Origin of the sequence: Leucobacter fengyongliangi (assembly GCF_050971685.1) — a bacterium.
Taxonomy (GTDB): Bacteria; Actinomycetota; Actinomycetes; order Actinomycetales; family Microbacteriaceae; genus Leucobacter.
On the sequence record NZ_JBPCEU010000004.1, the window covers coordinates 52,408 to 70,128 of the forward strand.

The following is a 17,721-nucleotide window of genomic DNA, read 5'->3' on the forward strand; positions in this document are numbered from 1 at the left end:
CCGCAGACGGGTGCACACTCGAAGCATGAACGACATTCCTCCCTCCGCACCCCCCGCACCGGGCCCGCAGCAGCCCCCGGGCGCCGCAGGCGGCTTCTTCGGGTGGCTGCGCGGCCTGGGCATCATGCGCAGTAGCAGCGATCGCTGGTTCGCGGGTGTCGCCGCGGGCATCGCCGACCGGGCGAACATCGACCCGCTGATCGTGCGCGGCATCTTTGTCGTGCTCGCCGTGCTGGGCGGCCCGGGACTCGTGCTCTACCTCGCGGGCTGGCTGCTGCTGTCCGACCCGAGTGGCAAGATCCACCTGGAAGAGCTGTTTCGTGGGCGCGCACAGACCGGGGTGATCGTTGCCGCGGTTGTGATTGGCGCGCTCGTCGTCCTCCCCATCGTCTTCGGGACGCTCTCGGCGATGTTCGGCGGCCCCGCCAACTGGGTGATGTGGGACGTCTTCGGAGTTCCCGACTGGGTGCAGGTCACCGCGTCGATCATCTGGTGGGCGGTGCTGCTGCCGGCGGCGCTCATCTGGCTCATCGTGTGGATCAGCCGTGGCGGACTCCGCCGGGCCAGCGCCGCACCGCAACCCGATGCGGCCGAATGGACCCAGAAGCTGGCCGACGACGCAACCGCATGGGGTCAGAAGGCCTCTGAACAGGCAACCGCTTGGGGGCAAAAAGTGGGAGAAGACACCCCCGCGTGGGCAGAGCGCGAACGACTGCGCTACGAAGCGCGCAAGCTCGGCGCCGGTCACATCCTGATCACCCTCGCACTCGCGCTCTTGACGGCGGGCGGGGTCGCCGCCTGGGGGCTGAGCATCGGAGAAGACGGCCGGTTCGTGTTCACGACGTCGATCGTGGCCGCGGTCGCGGTCTGCGCCCTCTCGATGATCGTCGCCGGGGTCCGCGGCAAGTACAGCGGGTGGGTCGGGTTCGCGGCCCTCGTCGGCGCGATCGCGCTGCTCTTCACCCCGTACACCACGCTGATGCCCGACAATCTCACGTTCCGCCCGGTCGGCGATGCCGAGGTTCGGGTGACCGAAAACACCCCATCCGACTCAGGTCTCGCGGTGTTTGCCGGCAACGCCGAGCTCGACCTGAGCGCGCTCGACGAACGCGACGCGGGCCGCACGATTGAGGTCTGGATGTTCGCAGGAAATGTCGACATCGAGTTGCCCGACGATCACCCCACCCGCGTCACGGTGAATCTGCTGGCAGGCAATACCATCGCGACCTCGACTGACGGTGAAACGCGCACGATCAGAGGCCCGTTTCAGATGTATGTGACCGGCGCGAATCTGCAGGGTGCCGCGGCCACAGACATCACCGAGGTGCAGGTGCGCATGCTCGCCGGCAACGCCAGAATCGACGGCACTGAATCCGAAAGCGAGGCCACCCGATGACTACCGACCCGACCCCCGAACCGCGTCCCGCTGCTCCGGGCTCCGGAGCCGAAACGTATGGCACCGATCCACACCTGGCAGCAGAAAGGCCCCGGCCACGCACCGGCCCGATCGTGTGGGGCGCCCTGTTTCTCGTGTTCTGCGCCTACGTAGTGCAGCGCGAGTTGGCACCCAGCTCCGTCGACACGGCCGTGTGGATCGCAACCACCGTCATCGGGCTCGGCGTGCTGCTGCTCGCGGTCGGCATCGCCGTGGTCATTCGGGGCGCGAGTTCGCGCTAGTTCCCTTACTCGTCGGTGTTGATCCAGTGCAGGGGAATGTTGATCGCGACTCGGGTGCCCCCGCCCTCGTGCGCCCCCCAGGTAATCGATCCGCCGAGTTCGCCTTCAACGAGGGTGCGCACGATCTGGGTACCCAGCCCGTCGCCGACGGTGCCGCCGGGAAGCCCGGTGCCGGTATCGATCACCTCGACCGCCAGCCGATTATCGGTGCGATCGGCGGTGACGATCACCTCACCCTCGCGGCCAGCAAGCCCGTGTTCGACGGCGTTCGTCACGATCTCGGTGAGTGCGAGCGAGAGGGGCGTGGCGTAGCTCGAGGGCAATTCGCCGAAGCGCCCCACCTTGCTGGGGTGCACCGTGGTGTTGTGCAGGCTGGCCACCTCGGCGGCCAGGCTGATCACCCGGTCGAAGACCAGGTCAAAATCGACGATCTGCGAAAATCCGGTCGAGAGCGTGTCGTGCACCACCGCGATCGCCGCGACGCGTCGCATGGCCTGGCCGAGCACCTGCTTCGCCTCTTCGCTGCGCGCCCGGCGGGCCTGCACGCGCAGCAGTGACGCCACGGTCTGCAGGTTATTCTTCACGCGATGGTGGATCTCGCGAATCGTCGCATCCTTGGTGATGAGTTCCTGCTCCTGATGCCGCAACTCGGTCACATCGCGGGTGAGCACGATGCCCCCGATGCGCTGTTCATCGCGGATCACGGGAATCGACCGCAGGGTCACGGTTCGACCGTTCACCTCGATATCGGCGCGCTTGGCAACCTTACCCTGGGTGATCAGCGGCAGGGACTCGTTGGTGTCTGACTGGCCGTGCACCAGGCTCGCCACATCTTCGGCGAAGTTCTCGCCCTCGAGCTCGTCGCGATGCCCCAGGAGAGCGAAGGTGGTCTGCGTGTTCGGACTCGCAAAGGTCACAATGCCCTGGGTATTGACGCGCACGAGACCGTCAGATGCACGCGGGGCCCCGCGCTCACGGCCGCGCGTCGAACCTGGTGAGGGAAACAGGCCCTGCTGAATCATGACGAACAGGTCGGAGGCGACCTCTCGGAATGCCTTTCCAATGCGCGTATCGCTTTGCATATCAGAGGCACTCGTGTGCACCGTGACCACCGCGAATGGTTCGGTCTGGTAGCCAGCTGGTGTGGTGATCACGCCGGTATCGGTGTTGCGGGCCGTGGTGCCGCCGGTATCGTCTCGACGACTCACGGAAAACGCCCACAGCTTCATAGCGTTCTCCTCGACCCAAATCGGGGCGCGTGAGTTTGAGGGCTGCCGCGTTTGCATCGCCTCGTCTACGACCTCTCGCCAGTCGGGGCGCAGCACGTCGCCAATGACATCACGGTAGAACAGCGTGATAGAGCCGGCCGGGCGACTGTGCGCGGCCGCGATGTAATTGCCGTCAGCGGTGGGCACCCAGAGCACGACGTCGCCCAGCGAGAGATCGGCAAGCAGGGGGAAGTCGGGTGCCATGAGTTCAAGCCATTGAATCTCTTCCTCGCCCAGGGTCGAGTACTTGGTTGCGAGGTTGCGCAGCGTAGCCATGGTTCGAGTGTACTGAGGCGCCGGCTGATCCAAAGCGCCCTGACACTGGGCGTAATTGCTCATTGACACGCGGCAGCCGTTCACGCCTATCGTGGGGACTCTCGGTACAATGCCGAGCTTTCGGCGCAGCCAGGGGAAACAGGGGGCACGGCGCCGCGAGAGACATCTTCGAACGGAGCCCGCAATGCCCCCTGTCTCCCCCGCAAGAGTTGCACCCGCGCGCGTGCGACCCGCACACCTCACGCTGGTTCCCCAGCCGTCGGAGCCGCCGCGCTCGCGCCCGGAATTCCCTGAACCGGAACGGCGGGCTCACGAACTCCCCGGCCCCGATCCACGAATGATCGGAGCGATGGCGGTGCACGTGTTTGAGGCGCTCGAGGGCACACGGGGCCTGGCTCAACTCGGCAACGCGATCACCTGGAAGCTCGCCGTGCACCTCGGCCAGGTGCGCGCCGCGCGCATGGAGCGACGTCACCTCTTCAAGGATGAGCGTCACTCCGCGCCCAGGCCGAAGCGTGTGGTGCTGTGCAGGCCAGCACCACACGCGATCGAAGCATCGGTGGTGCTCGAAACGAATCGGCGCACCCACGCGGTCGCCATGCGATTCGAGTGGGTGACCGACCGCTGGCGGGCGACCGAAATTTCGGTGCTGTAGTGGTTACGGTGTCGGTGTGAGTTCGGTGAGGGTGTTGGTGCGAGTTCGGTGCTGGTGCCGGTGCGGCTACTGCTCTGGCGCGCGCTCGGCCCGCAGCTTCGAGATCTCATACAGCGAGACGCTCACCGCGATGCCCGCGTTCAGCGACTCGGTGGCCGCGGTGATCGGGATCGACACGACCGCGTCGCAGGTCTCGGTGACGAGCCGCGACAGACCCTTGCCCTCGCTGCCGACAACGATCACGAGCGGGCGATCCGCAAGTTCAAGACCGGGCAGCGACACGTCGCCGTCGCCGTCAAGCCCGAGCACGAACACGCCCTGCTCCTTCAACGCCTTCAGCGTCTGGGTGAGGTTGGCGGCCATGGCGACGGGGATGCGGGCGGCGGCCCCGGCCGAGGTCTTCCACGCGGCGGAGTTGAGCCCGACCGATCGGCGCTGGGGCACGATGACACCCTGCCCTCCGAACGCGGCGACGGAGCGGATGATCGCCCCGAGGTTGCGCGGGTCGGTGATGCCGTCGAGGGCGACGAGCAACGGCGTCTCGCCGCGATCCACTGCCGACTCAAGCAGGTCGAACGGGTGTGCGTACTCGTACGCGGGCACCTTCAGCGCCACGCCCTGGTGCACGGTGTCGCGCGAGGTCATGCGGTCGAGTTCGGGGCGCATAATCTCGAGCACGGGCACGCCGCGACCCACGGCGATGCCGAGGATCTCGCGCATGCGTTCGTCCATCTCAACCTTGGCCGCGACGTACAACGCGGTTGCGGGGATCTTGGTGCGGAGCGCCTCGAGCACCGAGTTGCGGCCGGTCACCAGCTCGGTGTCGTCGGTGGGTTTGCGCGTGCCGCGCTGCTGCCGTTCGGGCTTTGCGCCGCGACGCGGGTCTTTGCCGCCGGCCGCCACGTAGCGATCCTTTGCGGCCTTCGCCTTACCCGCGGGGTGGTAGGGCCGGTCCTCTGCCTTTGGCGTCGGGCCGCGGCCCTCAAGGGCCTGGCGCCCCTGCCCGCCCGAACCGACGGCCTTGCCGCGACTCTTCTTACGTACTGCGCCGGGGCGCGATTTCTTCATGTTCATGCGAGACTCCAGCGGGTTCCGTTCGGGCTATCTTCCAGGGCGACCCCCGCCTGCTGCAAGCGATCGCGAATCGCGTCGCTCGTGGCGAAGTCCTTGCGTGCGCGCGCCTCTCGGCGCTCTTCGATCAGGGCGGTGACCAGGGTGTCGAGCGCTGCGGCTTCCGCACCGCCCGCGACTCCTCCCGAGGCAGCCCAGTGCTCGTCGCGTGGGTCAAGGCCCAACACGTCAAGCATGGCGACCACCTCGGTCGCGCGGGCCAGGGCCGACCCTGCGTCACCCGCGTCTATCGCGGTGTTCCCTGCGCGCACGGCCCCGTGAAGGGTCGCGAGCGCCTGCGGCACCCCGAAGTCGTCAAGCATAGCCGCAATAAAGTCATCGGGCAGCATCTCGCTCGTCGCGGTCCCGCCGAGCGGCATCATGCGCACGAGATGCGCGGCCGCGCCGCCACCCGCATGACCCTCCGACACGAACGTCTCCGCACGCTCCAAGAACCCCTCGATGCGTTCGAACGCGGCCGCCGCCTCGGCGAGCGAATCGGCAGAATACTCGAGCACCGAGCGGTAGTGCGCAGAGCCCAAGAAGTAGCGCAGCACCACCGGGCGCGCGGCGCGCAGTAGGTCGTGCGCGAAGAGCGAGTTGCCCAGCGACTTCGACATCTTCTTGCCGCCGGTATTGACGAGGCCGTTGTGGATCCAGTGCCGCGCGAAGGCATGCCCGGCCGCCGTCGACTGTGCCAACTCGTTTTCGTGGTGCGGGAAGCGCAGGTCAAGCCCGCCCCCGTGAATGTCGAACTCTTCGCCGAGGTATCTCGTCGCCATGGCCGAGCACTCGATGTGCCAGCCCGGACGGCCGAGCCCCCACGGAGACGGCCAGGCGGCACTCTCGGGCTCGTGCGCGCGGTGCGCCTTCCACAGCGCAAAGTCGCGCGGATCGCGCTTGCCGACCGGCTCCGAGTCGGTAGCATCTTCCATCTGATCGCGGCGCTGCCGGGTGAGGTCGCCGTAGTCGGGCCAACTGCCCGTGTCGAAGTACACGCTCGCCGAACCGTCTTCGGCCTGGTAGGCGTGCCCGCGCTCAATGAGTCGCGCAATCAGCGCCACCATCTCGGCAATGTTCGCGGTGGCGCGCGGTTCGTAGGTGGGGGGCAGCACCCCGATCGCGTCGTAGGCTGCGGTGAAATCGCGCTCCACGCGGTACGCGAGCGCCCACCACTGCTCCTCGCCCCCAGCAAGCTGCGCCTCGCGTGCGTTGTCGAGAATCTTGTCGTCAATATCGGTGACATTGCGGATCAGCGTGACTCGCTGCCCCATCGCCGTCAACCAGCGACGCATCTGGTCGTAGACGAGGGCGCTGCGCAAGTGCCCGATGTGTGGGGCCGATTGCACCGTCGGCCCGCACACATACATCGAGACCTCGCCCGACACCCGCGGTGCGAGGTCGACCACGTCCTGTTTTCGCGAGTCGTAGATGCGCTGTTTCACGCTTCAAGACTAGGGCAACGACAGGCCCCGGGCGCAGTGGGCCCTGGCATCGCGATCCACTTGGGAATTCACGGAAATACCTGGATGCACGAAAACCGGCTTAGAGCAGCGCGCCGCGCAGGAAATAGTTCACCTGCCGGCTGATGTTCACCGCGTGATCGCCAAATCGCTCGTGGTAGCGGCTCGCGAGGGTCGCGTCGACGACACCCGTGATGTCGGTGTTGACCTTGTCGCTCAGAACCTTTTCAAAGACCTTCGCGTGCAACTCGTCGATCGCGTCGTCGATATCGCGAATCTCGTCGATGAACGCGGGATCCTGCGTACGCAGCAATTCCACGAGTTTGCCCGCGATCTTGGCGTCGAGCTCACCCATGCGCGCGAAGGTCTTGCGCAGGCCCTGCGGAATCGCGCTCTCGGGGTAGCGGTACCGCGCGAGCTGAGCGATGTGCTCGGCCAGGTCGGCCATCCGCTCGAGCGACGAGCCCATGCGCAGCGAGCCCACCATCAGGCGGAGGTCGCTGGCGACCGGCTGCTGCCGGGCGAGAATGTCGATCGTGAGTTCGTCGAGCTCGGCGGCCATCTGCTCGACGCGCTCGTTGTTCTCGATCACTTGCTCGGCGAGTGACACATCGCTCGTGCGAAACGCTGTGGTGGCCTGCTGAATCGCGATCTCCACGAGTTCGGCGATCTGCACCAGGCGGCTCTGCACCTCGGCGAGCTCCTGCTGAAATACTTCGCGCATGTCGAACGGTTCCCTTCCGGTTCCAAAATAGTGCGTCGTGCCATTGCGGATCGCCGTCCAGCCGCCAATTGACAACCGTTGCAGGCACGCCGCAATCGACGCACTGGTTCCATAGTCTCACCTGCGGAGGTGAACAGTCACCTCCCGGGAGGTAAACAGGAACTGAACGCGCGAGGGTGTGGGTGACGGCCGGGCATACGATGGGGACATGACCCCGACCGCCATCGTGCTGGCCTCCGTGGCCCTCGGCACCCTTGCCGGCTCGTTGGCCACATGGATGGTCGTCACGGCCCGAGCGGCGGGCAAGCGGCGGGCACAAGCACTGCGACCGGAGCTTCCCGAGGTTGCGGTCGAGATCCTGAATGCGGTCGATAGCTTTGCGGTGATGCTGGACGCCTCGCTGTCGGTCGTGTATGCGAACCCCGTAGCGCGCGAGGATCGCCGGATCACGGGCGAGGAACTGCGCGACCCCGACTTCTTGCAGCGGGCGCGCCGCGTCATGACCACGGGGGTGCCTGACACCCGTTTGCCCGACCCCCAAGACCCCGGCGACACCGTGCGTGTGCTGATCGTGCGCATACAGGAGAGGTTTCTGGCGGTGTTTGCCTTCGATCTCGGCGAGGAGCAGCGGGTCAACGCCATGCGCCGCGACTTTATCGCCAACGTCAGTCACGAGCTCAAGACACCCATCGCCGCAATCGGTTTGCTCTCCGAGGCGGTACTCGAGGGCGCCGACGAGCCCGACATCGTGCGCAACTTCGCGAGGCGGCTCATCAAGGAATCCCGCCGACTTGGCGACCTGTCGCGTGACATCATCCAGCTCTCGGAGGCGCAGTCGACGTTGCGCCCCGAAGACCGGGAAGAGGTCTCACTCCGCGCCGTCGTGCGCACCGAAGTCGAGGCGCATCGCGATTTCGCGTCACAACACGGGGTGACACTGGTACTCACCGATGTCGGCGGCGCAAGCGAAGAGCTGGTCACGCTCGGACGCCCCGCCTCGATCGGCACCGTGCTGGCGAACCTCTTGAGTAACGCGATCCGCCATTCGCCGGAGGGCGGGCGAGTCGGCATCGGTGTCGAATCGACGAAACGCACCTGCACGATCACGGTCACCGACCAGGGAGAGGGCATTCCGCCCGAGCATCTGCCCCGCATCTTCGAGCGCTTCTATCGGGTCGACGCGGCACGCAGCCGCGAGGGCGGGGGCACCGGCCTGGGGCTCTCGATCGCCCGGCACACGATGCGCGCGCACGGCGGCGATATTGATGTGTGGTCGCAGCCCGGCGTCGGCGCGAGTTTCATTCTCACCTTCCCACTGGTCAATCATGGCGGGGCCGCGAAGAAACCAAAGCGCAAGCGGAGGCAGACTGAAGCCCAAGCTTTGACCGAGCAGTTCGGCCCGCGCACTGCGGCACCGGACACCGCACCTTCACGTACCGAGAGGGCAAACAATTGAGTAAGCGCATCCTGCTTGTAGAAGACGAGGCCTCGATCTCTGAGCCGCTCGCGTTTCTCCTCGAGCGTGAGGGCTACCACGTGCAGATCGTGGCTGACGGTACGGAGGCGGTGCGGGTATTTCCCGGCGCCGACGCAGACCTGGTGTTGCTTGACCTCATGCTTCCCGGGCTGCCCGGCACCGAGGTCTGCCGGTCGATCCGCGCTCGCTCGCGAGTGCCGATCATCATGCTCACCGCGAAGGACAGCGAGATTGACATCGTCGTGGGGCTCGAACTGGGTGCCGACGACTACATCACGAAGCCGTACTCCACTCGGGAGCTGCTGGCTCGCGTGCGCGCCGCCCTGCGACGTGGCGAGGGCGAGGGTGATGACCCGGAGGAGGACTACTACGAGGAGGGCGTGCTCGACGAACAGGGCGTGCGGCTCGACACCGAGCGGCACACGGTGACCGTGCGCGGCGAGGAAATCTCGATGCCGCTGCGCGAATTCGAGTTGCTCGAATTGCTCATGCGTCACTCGGGCCGCGTGCTCACCCGAGGCCAGTTGATCGACCGCGTGTGGGGCAGCGACTACTACGGCGACACGAAAACCCTCGACGTGCACATCAAGCGGATCCGCTCACGCATCGAAGAAGAGCCGAAGGACCCGAAGCTCGTGACGACCGTGCGCGGCGTCGGATACCGCTTCGCGTAGACCTCCACGCTGGCCGGCACGCCCGCGTATCGGTCTGTGCGCCCGCCGCACCGCTCCCTACACGCGGCGCTCTTGCCCCACACAAGACGAAGGGCCCCTGGAATCCCAGGGGCCCTTCGTCGTCGCTGTGCGCGGGAGGCTATTCGGCCGCGCCCTCAGCGCCGGTATCGGTGTTGTTCGCATCGACCGACTCGGTCGAGAGTTCCTCTTCCTCGGCGATGTCTGACGGCGAAAGCACGAACGAACGGTATTCGAGCAGCGTGCCATCGAGCACGGGAACCTCGCGCTCGACGTCGGCACCGCCCGGAACCTGGAGGAAGGCGTTGATCGTGGCACCGGCCGCCAGGTCGGGAAGAGACACGAACACGGGTGGGTTGTCGCCCTCGGGATCGCCGAAGAGCGTGCTGCCCGGCTCGATCGTGAAGTCGGCGGAGGCCTCGGCCGATCCGCTCTCGCTCACAAAGGTGATGCGCAGATCGAGCGTGGTGGTACCGGTGTTCACGCCCGTGAACACGACGTTGAAATTCTCGCTCTTCTCGTCGGCGATCAGCATCAGGTTGCGCACCTCAACGCCGGCAACCGATACGTCGATGCCGTCGCTTGGGGCGTACGGATCAGTCGTCGCCTGAGGCACGGCAAAGCCGCAGCCAGTTGCCCCGAGGGTGATGGCCGCCGCGAGAGCGATGGAAGATGCGATCCGACGAGTCTTCAAGGTGGGTGTCCTCCGGACGGTGGGCGATGCACGAGGCATCACAAACGGCGCTGACGGTTTGAAACTATACTATCTCGTCCGAGGTCTTGGCCGCAGCTTAGGCTCACCTCACTGACGGCGAGTGATGTGGTAAACTAAGGGTTGGACTGATATAAGGAGCCAACTCGATGCAATTTGAGGTCGGAGAGACCGTCGTCTATCCCCACCACGGCGCAGCCAAGATCATCGAGGTGAAGAAGCGGAAGCTCGGTGGCGAGGAAAAGCTTTTCCTGAAGCTGCAGGTCAACCAGGGCGACCTCACCATCGAGGTTCCCGCAGAGAACTGCGACTTGGTCGGTGTGCGCGATGTCATTGATCAAGACGGGCTTGAGCGGGTGTTCGAGGTGCTTCGCGCGCCGTTCACCGAAGAGCCGACGAACTGGTCACGCCGGTACAAGGCCAACCTTGAGAAGCTCGCCTCCGGCGATGTCATCAAGGTGTCAGAGGTCGTTCGCGACCTGTGGCGTCGCGACCAAGAGGTGCGCTCGCTCTCCGCGGGCGAGAAGCGCATGCTCGCGAAGGCGCGTCAGATCCTCGTGTCTGAGCTCGCTCTCGCCGAGAAGACCGACGAAGAGCAGGCATCGAAGGTACTCGACGAGGTGCTCGCTTCCTAGCGAGCTGCCCCGGCCATGAGCGCGGACACCCCTGTGCGAGTTGATACACCGGTGCGTGCTGATACACCGGTGCGTGCTGACACGTCGGTGATTGCTGATACTTCCCTGCATCACGTCGCAGAACTGGGTGTCATCTTGGTGGCGGCGGGCCGCGGCGAGCGCCTGGGTGCCTCCCTGCCCAAAGCGTTCGTCGAGCTCGGCGGCGCACCGCTGCTGGCCCACGCCATCTGCACGGTGACCTCGCTCCCCCATCCGGGCCAGCTCGTGCTCGTGGTGCCCGAGGGGCATGCGGGCGAGGCGTTGGCGCTTGCCGATGAACTGGTGCCCGAGGGCTCGCCGTGGCAGGTGTCGGTTGTGCCCGGCGGCCGCGAGCGCCACGAGTCGGTGCGCTTCGGCATCGAGGCTTTACACGACACCATCAAGACCGTCCTGGTGCACGATGCGGCCCGCCCGCTCACCCCGGCCGCGGTCTTCGAGCGCGTGCTTGATCGCGTGCACCAGACGGGCGAGGCGGTCGTGCCGGGCGTTCCCGTGGCCGACACCCTAAAACAGGTCGATGATCGCGGCACGGTCATATCCACTGTGGATCGTGCGTCGCTCGTCGCCGTGCAGACCCCGCAGGGGTTCACCCGCGAAGGGCTCGCCGCCGCACACGACTCCGCGCAGGCGCGCGCAGGCGCACCCGGCGGGGCCGGCGGGGCCGGCGGGGCCGGCGGGGCCGATGCCCCCACCGACGATGCCGAGGTGGTGCAGCGCTTCGGCGGCACCGTCCACGTCGTGCCGGGCGATCCGCTGGCACACAAAGTCACCACCCCGGCTGACCTCGTCATGCTCGAGGGCACGTTGCTGCATTCGGAAGCGAACAGCTTCGCACCACGGTCGGGGCGACATTCGGCCACGCCACAGAGCCGCGCGGCGAAATGATCCGCGTCGGCACCGGCGTCGATGTGCACGCGTATGATCCCGCCGCGCCACTTCGGCTCGCCGGGCTCGACTGGCCGGGCGAACCCGGGCTTTCCGGGCACAGCGACGGCGACGTGGTCTGTCACGCGGTGGTCGATGCACTGCTGGGGGCGGCCGGGCTCGGCGATATCGGCGAGCTCGTCGGGGTGGATCAGCCCCACACCGCGGGGGCGGCAAGCACCGGCTTTGTGACGCTCGCGCTCGCGCGCCTTGCAGAAGCGGGCTGGCGCCCCGTCAACATATCTGTGCAGATCGTGGGGCAGCGCCCAAAATTCGCACCGCGCCGTGCTGAGGCGCAGATCCGCATGTCCGAATTGGTGGGCGCCCCGGTGAGTCTGAGCGCCACCACCACCGACGGACTCGGGTTCACGGGTCGCGGCGAGGGGCTCGCGGCGATCGCGACGGCCCTCATCGAGCGCAGCCCCACCCGCTAACGCCGGCCCACCGACTGGCTCAGGCCCTCTCCCACCCGCGCCTCCGCCACCCCGCCCCCACCTCGAGAGGTCAAAACCTGCGTTCCGGCGCGCCAGCGCACCACAGAATCTGACCTTTCGACAGGCACATGCCCGGAAGAAGGGTCCTTTCGCGCACCGGCAGCTCGGCGTAGTGTTGCACCGTGGAGGGGAGTTCCCATGAGCGACGGCATCACCAGGCGACAGGCCTTGGCGATCGGCGCGGTCGGCGCGGGGGCGCTCGCCATTGGAGCCACCGGCCTGGTACTCTCCCTGCAGGCACCGAGGCCCGCCTCCGACGCTGACCCGTCGCCCGAGACCCCGACACCGGAACCCCCCGTGGGCGAGGCAGCAGGCGGATGGGCCCAGCCGGAGGTGCTCTCGGCGAAGGACGGGCTCCTCGAATTCGACCTCAGGGTCGCGGCGGCCGAGGTTGTGGTGGGCGGATCCACCGTTCGTATGCTCACCTACAACGGCACCGTTCCCGGGCCCACTCTGCATCTCCACCCGGGCGACCGCCTTCGCGTCCACCTCGTGAACGAGTTCGGCGAAATGACCAATCTGCACACCCACGGGCTGCACGTTTCCGCGGAAGGCAACAGCGACAACCCGTTCGTTCACATCGAGCCCGGGCAGAGCTTCGACTACGAGATCGACATCCCCGATGACCATCCCACGGGCATCAACTGGTACCACCCGCACCATCACGGCCTGGCCGCAGACCAGGTGTTCGGCGGCATGTATGGCGCGATTGTGGTCGATACCGACGACTGGTCAGCAGGTGGATCTCCCCGCGTGGTGCTGGTCTCCGACACCACCTTCGCCGGGGGCGGAGTGGCCGGAGTCACCCAGGCCCAGCGCATGATGGGTCGCACCGGCGAGACGCTGCTCACGAACGGCCAGGTTGCGCCCGAGCTGCGGGGCCCGGCGGGATCCACCCAGAGACTGCTCGTCATCAACGCGTGTGCGAGCCGCTACCTTGACCTCGGGCTGGCCGGATTCTCTGCGCAGCTGCGGGGCACCGACTCGATGCCCCTTGCCGAACCGCGCAGTGTCGATCGCGTGCTGCTCGCGCCGGGCAACCGCGTCGACCTGAGCGTAGTGATGCCTTCTGCGGCGACTGAGCTGGTCGCCGCATCCTTTGATCGCGGGCGGATGAGCATGGGGATGATGGGCGGCCAGAGCACCACGGCCCCCGATGCCGTGGTACTCACGGCGACCCCCGATGCCGCGATTTCTGCACCTCCCGTCCCTGCCAGCATGACTGCCGCGCACCCCGACCTTCGCACCCGGGAGCCGGACGGGGCTCGCACCATCACGATGTCGATGGGGATGGGCGGCGGGGGCGGAATGGGGATGCAGTTTCTCCTCGACGGCCAGGAGTACAGTCACGATCGCGTCGACCAGGCGGTGCAGCTGGGAACGATGGAGGAGTGGACGATCGTCAACGATTCCCCGATGGCTCACCCGTTCCACCTGCACATCTGGCCCATGCAGGTCATTCGCGAGGGTGACGCGGAGGTGAGCAGCATCGACCTGCGCGACGTGGTGCACGTGCCCGAGTTCAGTGCGGTCACCGTCCGCATCGCGTTTGGCCGCTTCCCCGGCCGCACCGTCTACCACTGCCACATCCTCGACCACGAGGATCTCGGCATGATGGGCATCATCGAGGCCGCGTGAGCACGCAAAAGGGCGGGGTGCGTACGCACCCCGCCCTGATCCACTAGCGAGCTAGTGAGAGCAAACTAGACGAGCTTTGCGACTGCGCCAGCCTCGGTGAGCTTCGCGAGTGCCTCTTCGGCTGCGTCCTTCTTGAGGGCCTCGAGAACGTTCTTCGGAGCCTCCTCAACGAGAGCCTTGGCCTCGCCCAGGCCCAGGCCGGTGAGCTCGCGCACAACCTTGATGACCTGGATCTTCTTGTCGCCGGCAGCCTCGAGCAGCACGTCGAACTCGTCCTTCTCCTCGACGGCCTCAGCGGCAGCAGCGGGAGCAGCAGCAACTGCAACCGGAGCAGCAGCCGACACGTCGAAGGTCTCTTCGAATGCCTTGACGAACTCCGAGAGCTCGATGAGGGTGAGCTCCTTGAACTGCTCGAGCAGCTCTTCGGTTGAAAGCTTTGCCATGATGTATCTCCTTGATGTGTGCCTGTCACGCTGCGCGCGACGAGCGGGTCTTATGGGGGTGAACCGAAACGGTTCTTACGCGTCCTGCTTCTCCTGCAGCGCACCGAAACCGCGAGCGGCCTTGGCGGGCAGAGCGTTGAACAGCTGTGCGGCACCGATCAGCGACGCCTGCATGACGCCGGCAGCCTTGGCCAACAGCACCTCGCGGCTCTCAAGATCGGCGAGCTTGCCAACCTCAGCAGCAGAAAGGGGCTTGCCATCAAAGTAGCCGCCCTTCACCACCAGATGAGGGTGTGCCTTAGCGAAGTCACGCAGAGACTTAGCGACCGCGACAGCGTCACCGTGCACGAAGGCGAGAGCCGAAGGACCGGTCAGCTCGTCGTCGAATGCGGTGATGCCAGCGTTGTTCGCGGCAATCTTGGTCAGCGTGTTCTTCGCCACGGCGTACGTCGCGTGCTCACGGATGCCGGCGCGCAGTTCGCGCAATTCGGCAACCGTCAGACCGCGGTACTCAGTCAGCAATACGGCGGCCGACTCTTCAAAGTTCTTCTGAAGGTCGGCGAGCCTAGCATCCTTCGTAGCCATGGCGCTCCTTAGCTTGTGTGTCCCCGCGAAGCGGATGCTTCCCGGGGGCCGAACCACCCGTCACAATAAAAAAAGCTCCGGTGCGCATGCACGGAGCTTCGGGGGCGGATCGAGATCCACACTCAAATATTCGTACCTGCGCAGGTCTTCGCTCTTGCGATTGTTACAGAACTCTTGCGAGTTTCTACCGGCGGTCTTGGGCCATCGGCTAGCTTATCACAGGTTGCGGATCAGGTTTGCGGATCTGCCCTGCGGGTCAGCCCGGCGGGTCAGCCCGGCGGGTCAGCTCTGCGGATCTGCCGCACGTGCCACGCGCGCAGCAACTCGACGAGAATCACGCCGACGCCGACGATCACCAGCACGGCGAGCCCCAGCGGCTCGGGCAGCCACCCGATCTCGAAGAACTGTCGCGACCACGGAATCGCCCAGACAACGCCGAGCCCCGCGTACATCGCCAACACGATGAGCAGCCGGAACCAGTGGAACGGGCGCGAGAGCACCGCGAGCACCCACAGCGCGATGCCTGCGAGCGTCAGCGTCGAGGCCGACTGCATCTCGCTCACCGTGAAGGGTCCGAGCCGCTCCCCCACGAGGTACACCGAGATGAGGCCCGCGGTCACGATGAGTCCCGAGGGGATCGCGAAGAGAAGGGAGCGACGCAGGAAACCCTCGCGGTAGCGGGCCGCGTTCGGCATGATCGCGAGGAAGAAGGCGGGGATGCCGATGGTGAGCCCGTCGGTGATCGAGAGTTGGCGGGGCAGGAACGGAAATGCCCACGCGAGGAGGCCGAAGATCACGCCCACCGAGAGGGCATACGTGGTCTTCGTGAGGAACAGCATCGAGACGCGCTCGATGTTCGCGATGACGCGTCGCCCCTCGGCGACCACCCCCGGCAGCCGCTCGAAGCGCCCGTCAAGCAGCACGAGCCTCGCCACCGCCTTCGTCGCCTGCGCCGCGCTGTCGACGGCGATCCCGAGATCGGCCTCCTTGATCGCCAGGGCATCGTTCACCCCGTCGCCGGTCATCGCGACCACGCGACCCTTCGCCTGCAGCGCCCGCACGAGCGACACCTTCTGCTCGGGCGTGACTCGACCAAACACGCGTTTGCGCTCGAGCACCTCGCCGAGCTCGGCCAGGCCCGTGGGCAGTTCGCGCGCGTCGAACCCACCGTCGCAGTCGATGCCCACCTCGCGCGCCACCGCGGCAACGGTGCGCGGGTCGTCACCCGAAATGATGCGGATCCCGACCCCCTGCTCGGCGAAATAGCTCATGGTCCGTGCGGCATCGGGACGCACCCGCTCGCGAAACGTGACGAGGGCCACGGGCGTGAGCCCCGCGGGCAGGGTCGGGGTTTCGGCGGGTGGCGCGGTCGCTACGGTGTGCGCGAGCACGAGTGTGCGGAGGCCATTCGCAGCGCACTCGCCGGCGCGTGCGAGCGTCTGTGCGATGAGCGGATCCGCCCCGCCAGCCTCAAAGACGAACTCCGGCGCGCCAAAGATCCAGGTGCCGGGGGCGACGCCAGCGGGTACCACGAGCCCGCTCCACTTCCATGCCGAGCCGAACGGAATCTCGTGCTCCACCTCGAGCGCCCGCCCGCCGGGCTCGAAACGCTCGGCGAGGCAGCGGGCCGTGGAGTTTGCACCCTGGGCACCGCCGAGGTGCGCGAGCACCGCCTCCCACCCGGGGGCCTCGATGATCGGCTCGACCCCGTCGAGCGTCATCTCGCCGGTGGTGATCGTTCCGGTCTTGTCGAGGCACAGCACATCGACGCGGGCGAGCCCCTCGACGGCCGCGAGCTCCTGAATGAGCACGTCACGGCGCGCGAGCGTCACCGCGCCCACCGCAAACGCGATGCTCGTGACCAGCACCAGGCCGAGCGGCACCATCGCGATCACCGCGGCGACCGCGCCCACCACCGCCTCGCGCCAGGCCCCGCTCGCGATCGCTGCCTCCCAGCCGCCGTGCGACTGCATCTGCCCGTTCGCGACGATCAGCACCACCGGGCCGAGCAGCCAGGTGATCCACTTCAGCAGCCGGTCGACGCTGCCGCGCAGCTCCGAGCGCACCATCGAGAAGCGCTGGGCCTGAGCGGTGAGGCTCGCGGCGTATGAGTCGGCCCCCACGCGCAGCACCTCGGCGAGCCCGGATCCACCCACCACGCTCGACCCCGAGAGCACCTCGTCGCCGGTGTGGCGCGGCACCGAGTGGGATTCGCCGGTGAGCAGCGATTCGTCGAGTTCGAGGGTGCCGGGGCCGCGATCTGCGGTGTGGATCACGCGCGCATCGGCCGTGACCTGGTCGCCCGCGCGCAGCACGAGCGCGTCGCCGAGCACCACCTGTTCGAGGGGAATCTCGATCTCTTCGCCGTCGCGCAGCACCCGAGCCGACGGGGCGTTGAGCACGGCCAGCCGGTCGAGCGTGCGTTTTGCCTGGAACTCCTGCACCACGCCGATCAGGGTGTTGAAAAGTGCCGGCAGGCCGAACAGCGCGTCTTGCCAGCGGCCGAGCACAAGCAGCGTCGCGAAGCCCGTGAATACGATCGCGTTGAAGAGGGTGAAGACGTTCGCCGCGAGGATCTCGCGCAGGGTGCGGCTGCTGGAGTTCGGTGCCTCGTTGCCGAGGCCCTCACGCAGTCGCTGTTCGGCTTCTTCGCGCGTGAGCCCCAGTACCCGCTGATCCATAGCAGCAGACTATTGCAGGTCTAGCCCATCGCGTCGGAACTTCTTAGGAAAACCTCGTGCATGCTCAAACCGATGGTTTGAGCATGTAGCCCGCCACCCCACACTGCGTTTTTGTGGGCTGCCGACGATGTCGGCAGCGCGGGCCGGCTCAAACCGATGGTTTGAGCATGTAGCCCGCCACCCCACGCAATGCTCTGTGGGCTGCCGACGATGTCGGCAGCGCGGGCC

17 protein-coding genes are annotated in these 17,721 nt (G+C 66.7%); 9 read left to right on the plus strand and 8 right to left on the minus strand.

All coding sequences use genetic code 11. The features are described from left to right. Positions 1-25 precede the first annotated feature (25 nt). Both ACR0R4_RS04170 and ACR0R4_RS04175 read left to right on the plus strand, forming a co-directional pair. Positions 26-1,396 carry a PspC domain-containing protein gene (locus ACR0R4_RS04170; protein ID WP_433646091.1) on the plus strand — a complete coding sequence of 457 codons (1,371 nt, stop codon included), beginning with the start codon at positions 26-28 and terminating at the stop codon, positions 1,394-1,396. After that, positions 1,393-1,677 (plus strand): hypothetical protein, encoded by a 285-nt coding sequence (locus tag ACR0R4_RS04175; protein ID WP_433646092.1) that lies wholly within the window; start codon positions 1,393-1,395, stop codon positions 1,675-1,677. The genes ACR0R4_RS04170 and ACR0R4_RS04175 overlap by 4 nt, the downstream gene beginning before the upstream one ends. 5 nt (positions 1,678-1,682) lie before the next feature. Here the strand turns inward: ACR0R4_RS04175 and ACR0R4_RS04180 are convergent, their stop codons facing one another. Next, positions 1,683-3,221 carry a sensor histidine kinase gene (locus ACR0R4_RS04180; protein ID WP_433646093.1) on the minus strand — a complete coding sequence of 513 codons (1,539 nt, stop codon included), beginning with the start codon at positions 3,219-3,221 and terminating at the stop codon, positions 1,683-1,685. 184 nt (positions 3,222-3,405) lie between these two features. Between ACR0R4_RS04180 and ACR0R4_RS04185 the strand changes: the two genes are divergently transcribed. Beyond that, positions 3,406-3,876 (plus strand): Rv3235 family protein, encoded by a 471-nt coding sequence (locus ACR0R4_RS04185; RefSeq protein ID WP_433646095.1) that lies wholly within the window; start codon positions 3,406-3,408, stop codon positions 3,874-3,876. Between the two features lie 66 nt (positions 3,877-3,942). On the opposite strand, the gene rlmB is transcribed toward ACR0R4_RS04185, so the two are convergent. From rlmB to phoU, 3 genes are all read right to left on the minus strand, one after another. Beyond that, positions 3,943-4,950: a 23S rRNA (guanosine(2251)-2'-O)-methyltransferase RlmB gene (rlmB, locus tag ACR0R4_RS04190; protein WP_433646096.1), complete on the minus strand. Its 1,008-nt coding sequence runs from the start codon at positions 4,948-4,950 to the stop codon at positions 3,943-3,945. Next, positions 4,947-6,431 (minus strand): cysteine--tRNA ligase, encoded by a 1,485-nt coding sequence (gene cysS / locus ACR0R4_RS04195; RefSeq protein WP_433646097.1) that lies wholly within the window; start codon positions 6,429-6,431, stop codon positions 4,947-4,949. The genes rlmB and cysS overlap by 4 nt, the downstream gene beginning before the upstream one ends. Before the next feature lie 100 nt (positions 6,432-6,531). Further along, on the minus strand, positions 6,532-7,173 hold the full coding sequence (gene phoU / locus ACR0R4_RS04200) for a phosphate signaling complex protein PhoU (RefSeq protein WP_433646098.1): 642 nt from the start codon (positions 7,171-7,173) through the stop codon (positions 6,532-6,534). Positions 7,174-7,381: 208 nt separating this feature from the next. Here phoU and ACR0R4_RS04205 point away from each other — a divergent pair, with 208 nt between their 5' ends. Beyond that, entirely contained in the window at positions 7,382-8,629 is a 1,248-nt protein-coding gene (locus tag ACR0R4_RS04205) for a sensor histidine kinase (RefSeq protein ID WP_433646100.1), read from the plus strand. Next, positions 8,626-9,324 (plus strand): winged helix-turn-helix domain-containing protein, encoded by a 699-nt coding sequence (locus ACR0R4_RS04210; RefSeq protein WP_433646101.1) that lies wholly within the window; start codon positions 8,626-8,628, stop codon positions 9,322-9,324. Before ACR0R4_RS04205 ends, ACR0R4_RS04210 begins: the two co-directional genes overlap by 4 nt. Before the next feature lie 139 nt (positions 9,325-9,463). Here the strand turns inward: ACR0R4_RS04210 and ACR0R4_RS04215 are convergent, their stop codons facing one another. Next, complete coding sequence (locus ACR0R4_RS04215; protein WP_433646102.1) at positions 9,464-10,036, minus strand: DNA modification methylase; 573 nt, start codon at positions 10,034-10,036, stop codon at positions 9,464-9,466. Between the two features lie 167 nt (positions 10,037-10,203). Here ACR0R4_RS04215 and ACR0R4_RS04220 point away from each other — a divergent pair, with 167 nt between their 5' ends. The 4 genes from ACR0R4_RS04220 to ACR0R4_RS04235 all read left to right on the plus strand — a co-directional run bounded on the left by ACR0R4_RS04220 (position 10,204) and on the right by ACR0R4_RS04235 (position 13,784). Further along, the gene (locus ACR0R4_RS04220; protein ID WP_433646104.1) at positions 10,204-10,689 is read left to right on the plus strand and encodes a CarD family transcriptional regulator; all 486 of its coding nucleotides are present in this window, start codon (positions 10,204-10,206) and stop codon (positions 10,687-10,689) included. 51 nt (positions 10,690-10,740) lie between these two features. Further along, positions 10,741-11,613, plus strand: a complete 873-nt coding sequence (gene ispD / locus ACR0R4_RS04225; protein ID WP_433646105.1) for a 2-C-methyl-D-erythritol 4-phosphate cytidylyltransferase — start codon at positions 10,741-10,743, stop codon at positions 11,611-11,613. Beyond that, positions 11,610-12,086 (plus strand): 2-C-methyl-D-erythritol 2,4-cyclodiphosphate synthase, encoded by a 477-nt coding sequence (gene ispF / locus ACR0R4_RS04230; protein ID WP_433646106.1) that lies wholly within the window; start codon positions 11,610-11,612, stop codon positions 12,084-12,086. Before ispD ends, ispF begins: the two co-directional genes overlap by 4 nt. Before the next feature lie 198 nt (positions 12,087-12,284). Continuing rightward, positions 12,285-13,784, plus strand: a complete 1,500-nt coding sequence (locus ACR0R4_RS04235) for a multicopper oxidase family protein (protein WP_433646107.1) — start codon at positions 12,285-12,287, stop codon at positions 13,782-13,784. 65 nt (positions 13,785-13,849) lie between these two features. Here ACR0R4_RS04235 and rplL read toward each other — a convergent pair whose 3' ends face one another. From rplL to ACR0R4_RS04250, 3 genes are all read right to left on the minus strand, one after another. After that, entirely contained in the window at positions 13,850-14,227 is a 378-nt protein-coding gene (gene rplL, locus ACR0R4_RS04240; RefSeq protein ID WP_433646108.1) for a 50S ribosomal protein L7/L12, read from the minus strand. A gap of 75 nt (positions 14,228-14,302) precedes the next feature. Then, positions 14,303-14,812 (minus strand): 50S ribosomal protein L10, encoded by a 510-nt coding sequence (gene rplJ / locus ACR0R4_RS04245; protein WP_433646109.1) that lies wholly within the window; start codon positions 14,810-14,812, stop codon positions 14,303-14,305. A 269-nt stretch (positions 14,813-15,081) separates the two neighbouring features. After that, positions 15,082-17,493 carry an HAD-IC family P-type ATPase gene (locus ACR0R4_RS04250; RefSeq protein ID WP_433646110.1) on the minus strand — a complete coding sequence of 804 codons (2,412 nt, stop codon included), beginning with the start codon at positions 17,491-17,493 and terminating at the stop codon, positions 15,082-15,084. Positions 17,494-17,721 lie beyond the last annotated feature (228 nt).

Coding starts and splice junctions, on each gene's coding strand:
- ACR0R4_RS04170 (WP_433646091.1), top strand. CDS start 26: ATGAACGACATTCCTCCCTCCGCACCCCCCGCACCGGGCCCGCAGCAG.
- ACR0R4_RS04175 (WP_433646092.1), top strand. CDS start 1,393: ATGACTACCGACCCGACCCCCGAACCGCGTCCCGCTGCTCCGGGCTCC.
- ACR0R4_RS04180 (WP_433646093.1), bottom strand. CDS start 3,221: ATGGCTACGCTGCGCAACCTCGCAACCAAGTACTCGACCCTGGGCGAG.
- ACR0R4_RS04185 (WP_433646095.1), top strand. CDS start 3,406: ATGCCCCCTGTCTCCCCCGCAAGAGTTGCACCCGCGCGCGTGCGACCC.
- rlmB (WP_433646096.1), bottom strand. CDS start 4,950: ATGAACATGAAGAAATCGCGCCCCGGCGCAGTACGTAAGAAGAGTCGC.
- phoU (WP_433646098.1), bottom strand. CDS start 7,173: ATGCGCGAAGTATTTCAGCAGGAGCTCGCCGAGGTGCAGAGCCGCCTG.
- ACR0R4_RS04205 (WP_433646100.1), top strand. CDS start 7,382: ATGACCCCGACCGCCATCGTGCTGGCCTCCGTGGCCCTCGGCACCCTT.
- ACR0R4_RS04220 (WP_433646104.1), top strand. CDS start 10,204: ATGCAATTTGAGGTCGGAGAGACCGTCGTCTATCCCCACCACGGCGCA.
- ispF (WP_433646106.1), top strand. CDS start 11,610: ATGATCCGCGTCGGCACCGGCGTCGATGTGCACGCGTATGATCCCGCC.
- ACR0R4_RS04235 (WP_433646107.1), top strand. CDS start 12,285: ATGAGCGACGGCATCACCAGGCGACAGGCCTTGGCGATCGGCGCGGTC.
- rplL (WP_433646108.1), bottom strand. CDS start 14,227: ATGGCAAAGCTTTCAACCGAAGAGCTGCTCGAGCAGTTCAAGGAGCTC.
- rplJ (WP_433646109.1), bottom strand. CDS start 14,812: ATGGCTACGAAGGATGCTAGGCTCGCCGACCTTCAGAAGAACTTTGAA.
- ACR0R4_RS04250 (WP_433646110.1), bottom strand. CDS start 17,493: ATGGATCAGCGGGTACTGGGGCTCACGCGCGAAGAAGCCGAACAGCGA.